Consider the following 8777-nt stretch of genomic DNA (forward strand, 5'->3'; position numbering starts at 1 on the left):
AGGCAGAGATGATCTCGCAAGACGGGGCGGATGACGACGCTTCTGTTGATCGAGCAGGTGCTGAACGGGCTGCAATCGGGTATCATGCTTTTCCTGATGGCGGCTGGATTGACGCTGATTTTCGGCGTCATGGGCCTGATCAATCTGGCACATGGCTCGCTCTACATGATCGGGGCCTTTGCGGCGGCTGCGGTTGCCGGAGCGACGGGGTCGTTTGTCCTCGCTCTGGGCGCAAGCCTGATTGCGGCTGCGGCTGCGGGTGCCGTCATTGAAGTGGGAGTGATCCGACGCCTTTATGATCGGGATCATCTGGATCAGGTGCTAGCGACCTTCGCGCTGATCCTGATCTTGTCGGAAGGGACGCGTTGGGCGTTCGGGTCCTTTCCGCTTTATCTAGATGTACCATCAGCTTTGGCAGGGCCGGTTACGCTACCGGGCGGCATTCAGTACCCAGCCTATAGGCTGCTGATCATCGGTGTTGGGCTGGTCATCGCCGGTGCACTGTTCCTGTTGATCGCGCGCACTCGCATCGGCATTCAAATCCGCGCGGGCGAGAGTGATCGCGAGATGATCGCGGCTCTTGGTGTCGACATATCAAAGCTCTACACGCTTATCTTCGCGTTGGGCGCCGCGCTGGCGGGGTTGGCTGGAGCCTTGGTTGGAGCCATTCAGTCCGTGCAGGTCGGCATGGGTGAGCCGGTTCTTATTCTTGCCTTTGTTGTTATCGTTATCGGAGGGATCGGGTCCATCAAGGGTGCGCTGGTTGGTGCGCTTCTTGTGGGTTTGACCGATACGCTGGGCGGCGTTCTGCTGCCACTTGCGCTAAGCGGTGTGATGGATGCATCTGCCGCGACCTCCGTTGGGTCCGCGCTGGCGTCCATGTCGATCTATATCCTGATGGCGGTGGTATTGATCTTTCGCCCCACGGGCCTCTACGGGACGGCATGATGCAGCGCGAGACGGTACTAAACACCCTAGTCTTTCTAGCGTTGCCTGCGGTTGCCGCCATTGCGCTTGCGCTGGACGAGCCGTTTACGATCACACTTGCGACGCGGGCGGCAATCCTTGCCCTTGCTGCTGTTGGACTGAACCTCGCCCTTGGTCTGGGCGGATTGGTCAGCCTTGGACACGCAGTGTTCTTTGGGCTGGGCGGGTATGCCATGGGCATTTTGGCGAGCCACGCGCAAAGCTATGCGCCGCTTGACCTTGGGCTGTTTGTGATCGACGGCACCAAGTCGATGCCCGTAATCTGGCTGACGGCCGTTGTCGTCAGCGCCCTCGCAGCCCTGTTGATCGGGCTTCTGGCGCTGCGCACGGCGGGTGTCTATTTCATCATGATCACGCTCGCCTTTGGACAGATGTTCTACTATTTCACCATCTCCTGGCCCGCCTATGGCGGCGAGGACGGGTTGAGCATTTACGTCCGCAACAACTTTCCGGGCCTCAACACACTTGATCCAATCCAGTTCTTTGGCCTCGTGTTTGCCGTTTTGGCTGTTGTGCTGTTCATCATGGGGCGGATCGAGCGGTCGCCCTTTGGTTTGGCGCTCGGCACTGCGAGGCAGAATGCGGTACGGGTTGAGACCGTGGGCCTCAGCCCGTTCCACCTGCGCCTCGTGGCTTTTGTCATCTCGGGTGCCGTGACCGGGCTGGCGGGGGCACTGTTTGCGGACCTCAACCGCTTTGTGTCGCCGACGATGTTCAGCTGGCAGATGTCAGGGGAGTTCATTGTCTTCATCGTGTTGGGCGGCATTGGCCGTTTGTTCGGGCCGGTGGTCGGGGCATGTCTGTTTGTGCTGCTGGAGCATCTGCTGAGCGGGGTCAGTGAATTCTGGCTGATCTACTTGGGCGCCATCCTGCTTTTTGTGGTGCTCTTTGCGCGGGGCGGCGTCATTGGCGCCTTGGCCGGGCGAGGTCGGCAGCATGGCTGATCCACTTCTGGATATTCAGGCGGTGTCCAAGTCCTTTGGCGCCTTGCGTGCGACCGACGGAGTGTCGCTGACCTTATTGCCCGGGGAGATTCATGCGCTGATCGGGCCAAATGGTGCAGGCAAATCGACTTTGATCCAACAGGTCGCAGGCGGCTTGATGCCAGATGCGGGACGTATCCTTTTTGCCGGTCAGGACGTGACGCCCCTTCGGACCGCAGAACGCGCGCGCGCGGGCCTTGGCCGCACGTTTCAGATCAGCGCACTCGCAATGGAAAACACGGTGCTACAGAATACCATTCTGGGTGCCGTCGGAGCATCGCGCAGTGTCTGGCGCTTTGTGCGGCCAATCATGCGGGATAGTATTGCGCGCGCGCGGGCCGAAGAAGCGCTGCAGCGTGTCGGCCTGTCTGACGTGGCGCATGTGCGCGTTGGCGAGTTAAGCCATGGGCAGCGCCGTTTACTCGAGGTGGCTGTTGCGCTGACCCTGCGCCCCAAGGCGTTCCTGATGGACGAACCCATGGCAGGTTTGGGGGGCGAGGGATCCGCCCGCATGACCGGGTTTCTCGACGGTTTGCGTAGCGAAGCACCCATTCTATTGGTCGAGCATGATATGGACGCTGTCTTTGCCCTCGCAGATCGCATCTCGGTACTGGTGTCTGGCAAGGTCATAGCGACAGGTACGCCTGCAGACATCCGCAGCAACGCGGACGTGCGCTCAGCTTATCTGGGCGACGAGGACGCGCCATGAGCTTGCTGCGTCTGGAGGGCATCGAAGCGGCCTATGGCGCGGCGCAGGCGCTGTTTGGTGTTGATCTGACCGTGGAGGAGGGCGAGGTACTCGCGCTGATGGGCCGCAACGGTATGGGAAAATCCACGACGATCCGCGTGATCTGCCGGTTGATTAAACATTCGCGAGGGGCTGCTCAGTTCGATGGGCAGGACATGGCGCGCGTTCCATCGCATTTGGCGGCGCGTGCTGGCCTGGGACTGGTGCCCGAGGGGCGGCGTGTATTTGCCCGGCTGACGGTGCGCGAGAACTTGCTCGCAGCAGCACGTCCCGGGCCATGGGATCTGAAAAAAGTGACCGGTCTGTTTCCCCGGTTGGCGGAACGGTCGGGCCAGATGGCGGGGCACCTGTCCGGCGGTGAGCAGCAGATGCTCGCCATTGGTCGCGCACTGATGACCAACCCGCGCCTGATGCTTTTGGACGAGGCGACCGAGGGGCTCGCGCCGGTTGTGCGGCAAGAGATCTGGGCGGCGCTGGATGCTGTGCGCCGGGATACCGGGCTTTCGCTGCTAGTGGTGGACAAGTCGTTGGCAGAACTGAGCCGGATCGCGGACCGGGCGGTAATCCTCGAACGCGGCCGTTCCGTTTGGAAGGGGGCGATGGCAGACGTGTCCGGAGAGGTCGCAACCACCTATCTGGGTGTTTGATCTATGCGCTATCGAAGCGTGCGAGCACCAAATAGGGTTGTGATCACGAATAACCCAGCAGCGACACATACAATGGTCGGTCCAGTTGGTGTGTCGAACTGGTACGCCGCTCCCAAACCGCCGAGAGCGGACAGGCTGCCAATGGCTGCTGTGAGCAGCGCCATGACCTCGGGCGTGCGGGCCAGCGGACGTGCGACGGCAGGCGGGATAACTAGAAGTGCACCGATCAAAAGGGCGCCGACCACCTTGATGGCCACGGCCACGGTCAGGGCAAGAGCGAGGGTGAGCACCAGTTGCTCGGTCCGGGCCGAAATCCCGCTGGATTGCGCAAGATCGGGGTTCAGCGTGGCCGTCAACAGCCTCTGCCAGCGCCAGAGGATCAGGCCGACCACCGCGGCAGCACCGCTCCAAATCAGGGCAAGGTCAGTTTTGGACACCGCAAGGATGTCTCCGAAGAGGTAGCTCATCAGATCCACTCGCACGCCCGATAGTAGGGATACGGCGACAAGGCCCACGGCAAGGGCGGCGTGGGCCAACACGCCCAGCAGAGTATCCTCGGCCAATCCACGACCGGATAGGGATTGCACAAGTGTCGCCATGATCAGTGCCGTCGCGAGCACGCCGATCATGATGGGCCCCTGAAAAGCGAGGGACAAGGCGACGCCCAGCAATGCGGCATGGGCCGTCGCGTCGCCGAAATAGGCCATGCGGCGCCACACGACAAAACAACCAAGCGGGGCGGCGGCGAGGGCCGTGCCGACACCGGCAAGGCCCGCACGCACAAGGAAATCGTCAAGCATTTTCGTGGTCGTGCCGGTGGTCTTCGTCGTGATGATGGTGGTGATCGTGCTGGTGGCGATAAAGGGCGAAAGCCCCTTGCGTGCCTGTTCCGAACAGCGCGCGATATTCGGGCGCGTCCTGCACAACATCGGGTGTGCCCTGGCAGCAGACATGGCCGTTCAGGCACAGCACCCGGTCGGACGCGGCCATAACCACGTGCAGATCGTGGCTGACCATGAGTACCGCGCAACCCAGTTGGTCACGCACATCGGCGATCTGGCGGTAAAAAGCGGCGGCCCCCGGTTGGTCGAGACCTTGGGTCGCTTCGTCGAGGATCAACAGGTCGGGCTCCATCAGCAGGGCGCGCGCCAGCAGAACACGCTGAAATTGCCCGCCGGACAGGTCGCGCATCTGCCGTTTCGCAAGATCCGGCACACCTGCCTCTTGCAAGGCGCGGGCCATGGCGTCACCCGAATGCCGGTGTGGCAGACACAAGAAGCGTGAAACGGTGAGAGGCAAAAAACCATCCATTTGGAGGCTCTGCGGCACGTAACCGATGCGCAGTCCACGTACTTGGCTCACGTGCCCCTTGAGCGGACGGATCGCACCGATCAGCCCTTTGACCAGTGTGGATTTGCCCGATCCGTTGGGGCCGACCAGCGTGACGATCTCGCCCCGGTCGATATGGAAATCGACATCGCGGAGCACAGGGTTCGTTCCATGCCCCAGTGTCAGCCCTTCGGCGGTCATCAGGCGCATGGGGCATCCTCCACACATTGAGGGCAGATGCCCATGGCCTCTATCACTGTCTTTTCAATCTGGAACCCGGTTGCGGCGGCAGCCTGTCCCAAACGGCCCTTGTCCGCGGATGTATCGGCCTCGGCCACGGTCTTGCAGCGGGTGCACACCAGGAAGGCGGGGGAATGATCCTCGCCCAGATGGGCACAGGCGATATAGGCGTTCAGCCCTTCGATCTTGTGGGCAAACCCAGCACCGGTCAGGAAGTCCAATGCGCGATAGGCGACGGGCGGCGCTGTTCCCAACCCTTCTTTCGACAGGATAGCCAGCAGATCGTAGGCGCCAAGCGCCCGGTGTTCGGCCAGCAGGATTTCCAATGTGCGTTTACGGACTGGCGTGAATTTGAGATTGTGCTCAACACAATGCGCCTCTGCCCGCTCAAAGGTCGAACTGATGCAACTTGCGTGGTCGTGTTTGTGAAAGCCAAGAGTGGGCATGGGGCCTCGGGGCTGTGCCGTCAGATTTGGGGGTTGATATGTTATACCATGACGTATAGCAACCCTGATTGAATGTTATAACATATCAGTTCGGGGGCAATGATGCGCACTCTTCTTCCAACAACTCTGGCTGTTTTGCTTGGCACAACTGCACTGGCCGATGTGCCGCGTGTAGCGGTGGATATTGCACCGGTGCACAGCATTGTGGCGGCTGTCATGGAAGGGGTAGGTACACCGGACCTGATTGTTCCAGCAGGCGCATCCCCACACGATCACAGCTTGCGCCCGTCCGAAGCGCGAGCGCTGGATGAAGCCAATCTGATCGTCTGGATGGGGCACGGCCTAACCCCTTGGCTGGAGGGACCTATCGATACCCTTGGCGCGGCGGCCGAGACTATCGAATTGATGGAGCTGCCTGCCACTCTCCGTATGGACATTCGTGAAGGGGCGACCTTTGCCGCGCATGACCATGGCCATGGGGAAGAAGACCACGACGACCACGATCACGAAAAACATGATCACGAAGAGGCTGGCCATGATGAGCATGATCATGAAGAGCATGCGCATGATGACCACGGTCATGATGATGACAAGCGCGATGATCATGGGCACGAGGAAGCGGGCCATGAACATGATGGGCATGAGCATGAGGAGCATGCCCATGACGAGGACAAGCATGAGGATCACGGCCATAAAGAAGCCGGTCATGATGATCATGGGCACGCCCATGCGGACGGTGTGGACCCGCATGCATGGCTCGACCCGCAAAACGCCGTGATCTGGGCAGCAGCCATTGCCGAAGAACTTGGGCATCTCGACCCGGACAACGCACAGACCTATGCCGATAATGCCGCATCCTTTGAAAGCGAGATCACATCACTGATCGCAGAGGTTGAACAAGAGCTGCAACCGTCCGCTGATAAACCATTCATCGTGTTTCACGACGCCTATCAGTATTTTGAAACGCGCTTCGGGATTACCGCTGTGGGTGCGATTTCCGCTTCGGACGCCGAAGATCCAAGCCCACGGCGCCTTGCCGAGTTACGCGAGGAGATCGAAGCGCTTGATGCTGTCTGCACTTTGACTGAGCCACAGTTCAATCCCGGCATCGTCAATGCGCTGGGCGATGTAAACATGGGCGAAGTTGATCCGCTTGGCGTGTCTATTGAAACCGGCCCCGACCTATATGCCACGCTGATCCGCAACATGGCCACATCACTTGCGACCTGCTTGAAGTAGGTTACTCCGCGGCCCGTATTCCCTGAAGATCCCCCAAAAACTGGGGGACCTTGTCTTTGAAGCGAAAGAATCCGTGGGTCGCATGGGGCCAGGCGGAGCTGTCGTAAGCACGTCGCACCTTGCGCAATTGTGGGGTGCCATCGGTCGCCGAGAAACGGTTCAATACATCTGCCGTCGGCCCAACCGGCGCGTAAGCGGTCACGACTTGGTCCAAGCTGGCGTCCCTTGCCCATGATGCCAGAGCGGTTGCCGTGGCTGAGACCTGCGAAACAGCCCCAAGACGGGCACCGAAACGGCTTGTTGCATCTTCGGCCGCAGATTGCGCAAACGCGGTCACATGATCCGCGATGGCCAAAGGCGACAGGCCGGACCGCGTGGTAACAACCGCTGTCGCGACAGTGGCGATGCCTGCATCCAGAATGAACCCGGGGCTCAGATCATCGTCATGGAGGATCAGACCGGTTCGCGTTGTAGGGACGACCAAATCCCCGTCGGGCAGCGGCATGATGTCGGGTTTGGGCGGTCCGGATAGGGCTGGTGCTTCTCCGGCCAGTTGCCATTTTGGGGCAAAGCGCCCTTCGGTGTATTTCGAGATGTTCGAGGTGCGTGCCAGATAGATCTTGCCCGGCGTCTGGATACCCGCCACCCACCGCCAGCTGAGTGTGTTGGAGGCCGGATCACCATCAAGCAGATGCCGCAGGAAGAAATCAGCACCAAGCTCCCATGGCAAACGCAGGGTGAAGATCCAGATGGACGCAAACCACATCCGTGCGTGATTGTGCAAATATCCCGTTTCTACAAGCTCTTGTGCCCAATTATTGAAGCACTCAATATCCGTTTCACCCTTGCACGCGGCCTCCCACCTGTCGCGCAGACCGGATTGTGTCTGGACGTGGTCGAGCGCGCCCTTGAGAGCGGTTTTGTACTGGCCCCAAACAGCGGGCCGCAGTTCAAGCCACCCTTTCCAATAGGTGCGCCAGTACACTTCCTGAATGAACTTTTCCGCGGACTTTGCGCTGTGACGGGCCAGGGTTGCTTCCAGAACTTCAGCTTCTGTCACGAGGCGCGCGCGGATGTAAGGCGATAGGGTCGACACGCCATCGTGCCCGTCGCGGCCTAAGTCATAGTTCCGACGTGCCGCATAATCACGTCCCGCATGGGGCAGAAACCTGTTCAAACGCTCAAGTGCTGCGGTGCGGGTCGGGGGAAATCGTGTCAGAGCTTCGGTCATGCACGCCCAGCTAGGTGGCCGTACCACCGCTTCAAGCGTCCGCGTGCCCTTGCAGCCCCCGAAAGCCGATACTAAGACTCGGGTAACTTCTCTGCGGGTATGGTCTCGCGGAAGTCTGACGAGGCAGAACATTATGCGCGATCCCATCGACCAATACGCACATTTCACCAACAACCTGGTGCCCATGGTGGTTGAACAAACCAGCCGGGGCGAGCGGGCCTATGACATCTTTTCGCGCCTCCTGAAGGAGCGGATCGTATTCATCAACGGCCCGATTCACAGCGGCATGAGCCATCTTGTCGTGGCCCAGCTTTTGCACCTTGAAGCGGAAAACCCGTCCAAGGAAATCAGCATGTATATCAATTCTCCCGGCGGCGAAGTGACCGCGGGCATGTCGATCTATGATACGATGCAATACATCAAACCCAAAGTGTCGACGCTGATCTGCGGAATGGCCGCGTCGATGGGATCGGTCATCGCGATCGGTGGCGAGCCGGGGATGCGCTTTGCCCTGCCCAATTCGGAAATCATGGTGCACCAGCCGTCAGGCGGGTCGCAGGGAACGGCGGCTGATATCCTGATCTCTGCCCGTCATATCGAGCAGACGCGCGAGCGGCTGTACCAGCTTTACGTCAAGCATGCCGGGCAGGATTACGACACAGTCAAGCAAGCGCTGGATCGCGATACATGGATGACCCCGGAAGAAGCCAAGGATTGGGGGCATATCGACGAGATCGTAGAAGAGCGCTCCAAGTCTGGTGACGATGAGTAATTAATCAAATGGTCACGCACCTCACGAGGTGCGTGATTTGGCCGCGAGGTCAGACAAAAAGACGATTGTGGACCCCGCGGGCCTGTCCTAAGCTGACGGCCAACGCGGGGCGCGCCGGAGACTTCCGGCACCTGGATTGGCGGCATCTGCCGGGA

General features: G+C 60.1%; 10 protein-coding genes. 6 read left to right on the forward strand and 4 right to left on the reverse strand.

Features of this window, described 5'->3' with window-relative positions:
* The first annotated feature begins 30 nt into the window (after positions 1-30).
* Genes AC6RA8_RS11065 through AC6RA8_RS11080 form a run of 4 tightly spaced genes read left to right on the forward strand, consistent with a single transcriptional unit; the run spans position 31 to position 3365 of the window.
* Positions 31-948 carry a branched-chain amino acid ABC transporter permease gene (locus AC6RA8_RS11065; RefSeq protein ID WP_500352810.1) on the forward strand — a complete coding sequence of 306 codons (918 nt, stop codon included), beginning with the start codon at positions 31-33 and terminating at the stop codon, positions 946-948.
* Entirely contained in the window at positions 948-1931 is a 984-nt protein-coding gene (locus AC6RA8_RS11070) for a branched-chain amino acid ABC transporter permease (protein ID WP_500352819.1), read from the forward strand. Before AC6RA8_RS11065 ends, AC6RA8_RS11070 begins: the two co-directional genes overlap by 1 nt.
* A complete protein-coding gene (locus AC6RA8_RS11075; protein WP_500352811.1) occupies positions 1924-2679 on the forward strand; it encodes an ABC transporter ATP-binding protein in 756 nt (251 codons plus the stop codon). The genes AC6RA8_RS11070 and AC6RA8_RS11075 overlap by 8 nt, the downstream gene beginning before the upstream one ends.
* A complete protein-coding gene (locus tag AC6RA8_RS11080) occupies positions 2676-3365 on the forward strand; it encodes an ABC transporter ATP-binding protein (protein WP_500352812.1) in 690 nt (229 codons plus the stop codon). Before AC6RA8_RS11075 ends, AC6RA8_RS11080 begins: the two co-directional genes overlap by 4 nt.
* Positions 3366-3373: 8 nt before the next feature.
* On the opposite strand, the gene AC6RA8_RS11085 is transcribed toward AC6RA8_RS11080, so the two are convergent.
* The 3 genes from AC6RA8_RS11085 to AC6RA8_RS11095 are packed head-to-tail and all read right to left on the reverse strand — an operon-like array spanning position 3374 to position 5380.
* Positions 3374-4165, reverse strand: coding sequence for a metal ABC transporter permease (locus AC6RA8_RS11085; RefSeq protein ID WP_500352813.1), 792 nt, complete (start codon positions 4163-4165; stop codon positions 3374-3376).
* Positions 4158-4904, reverse strand: a complete 747-nt coding sequence (locus AC6RA8_RS11090; RefSeq protein WP_500352814.1) for a metal ABC transporter ATP-binding protein — start codon at positions 4902-4904, stop codon at positions 4158-4160. The genes AC6RA8_RS11085 and AC6RA8_RS11090 overlap by 8 nt, the downstream gene beginning before the upstream one ends.
* A complete protein-coding gene (locus AC6RA8_RS11095) occupies positions 4895-5380 on the reverse strand; it encodes a transcriptional repressor (protein ID WP_500352815.1) in 486 nt (161 codons plus the stop codon). Before AC6RA8_RS11095 ends, AC6RA8_RS11090 begins: the two co-directional genes overlap by 10 nt.
* A 102-nt stretch (positions 5381-5482) precedes the next feature.
* Here AC6RA8_RS11095 and AC6RA8_RS11100 point away from each other — a divergent pair, with 102 nt between their 5' ends.
* Entirely contained in the window at positions 5483-6619 is a 1137-nt protein-coding gene (locus AC6RA8_RS11100; RefSeq protein WP_500352816.1) for a zinc ABC transporter substrate-binding protein, read from the forward strand.
* Position 6620: 1 nt separating this feature from the next.
* On the opposite strand, the gene AC6RA8_RS11105 is transcribed toward AC6RA8_RS11100, so the two are convergent.
* Positions 6621-7850 carry an FAD-binding domain-containing protein gene (locus tag AC6RA8_RS11105; RefSeq protein WP_500352817.1) on the reverse strand — a complete coding sequence of 410 codons (1230 nt, stop codon included), beginning with the start codon at positions 7848-7850 and terminating at the stop codon, positions 6621-6623.
* A gap of 133 nt (positions 7851-7983) precedes the next feature.
* Here AC6RA8_RS11105 and AC6RA8_RS11110 point away from each other — a divergent pair, with 133 nt between their 5' ends.
* Positions 7984-8622 carry an ATP-dependent Clp protease proteolytic subunit gene (locus AC6RA8_RS11110; protein WP_500352818.1) on the forward strand — a complete coding sequence of 213 codons (639 nt, stop codon included), beginning with the start codon at positions 7984-7986 and terminating at the stop codon, positions 8620-8622.
* Positions 8623-8777: the final 155 nt, after the last annotated feature.

This window comes from Tateyamaria sp. (assembly GCF_059783535.1).

Bases quoted from the DNA above. Each gene is read 5' to 3' on its own strand.
- AC6RA8_RS11105 (WP_500352817.1), bottom strand. From the start codon at position 7,850: ATGACCGAAGCTCTGACACGATTTCCCCCGACCCGCACCGCAGCACTT.
- AC6RA8_RS11085 (WP_500352813.1), bottom strand. From the start codon at position 4,165: ATGCTTGACGATTTCCTTGTGCGTGCGGGCCTTGCCGGTGTCGGCACG.
- AC6RA8_RS11110 (WP_500352818.1), top strand. From the start codon at position 7,984: ATGCGCGATCCCATCGACCAATACGCACATTTCACCAACAACCTGGTG.
- AC6RA8_RS11095 (WP_500352815.1), bottom strand. From the start codon at position 5,380: ATGCCCACTCTTGGCTTTCACAAACACGACCACGCAAGTTGCATCAGT.
- AC6RA8_RS11090 (WP_500352814.1), bottom strand. From the start codon at position 4,904: ATGCGCCTGATGACCGCCGAAGGGCTGACACTGGGGCATGGAACGAAC.
- AC6RA8_RS11065 (WP_500352810.1), top strand. From the start codon at position 31: ATGACGACGCTTCTGTTGATCGAGCAGGTGCTGAACGGGCTGCAATCG.
- AC6RA8_RS11080 (WP_500352812.1), top strand. From the start codon at position 2,676: ATGAGCTTGCTGCGTCTGGAGGGCATCGAAGCGGCCTATGGCGCGGCG.
- AC6RA8_RS11100 (WP_500352816.1), top strand. From the start codon at position 5,483: ATGCGCACTCTTCTTCCAACAACTCTGGCTGTTTTGCTTGGCACAACT.
- AC6RA8_RS11075 (WP_500352811.1), top strand. From the start codon at position 1,924: ATGGCTGATCCACTTCTGGATATTCAGGCGGTGTCCAAGTCCTTTGGC.
- AC6RA8_RS11070 (WP_500352819.1), top strand. From the start codon at position 948: ATGCAGCGCGAGACGGTACTAAACACCCTAGTCTTTCTAGCGTTGCCT.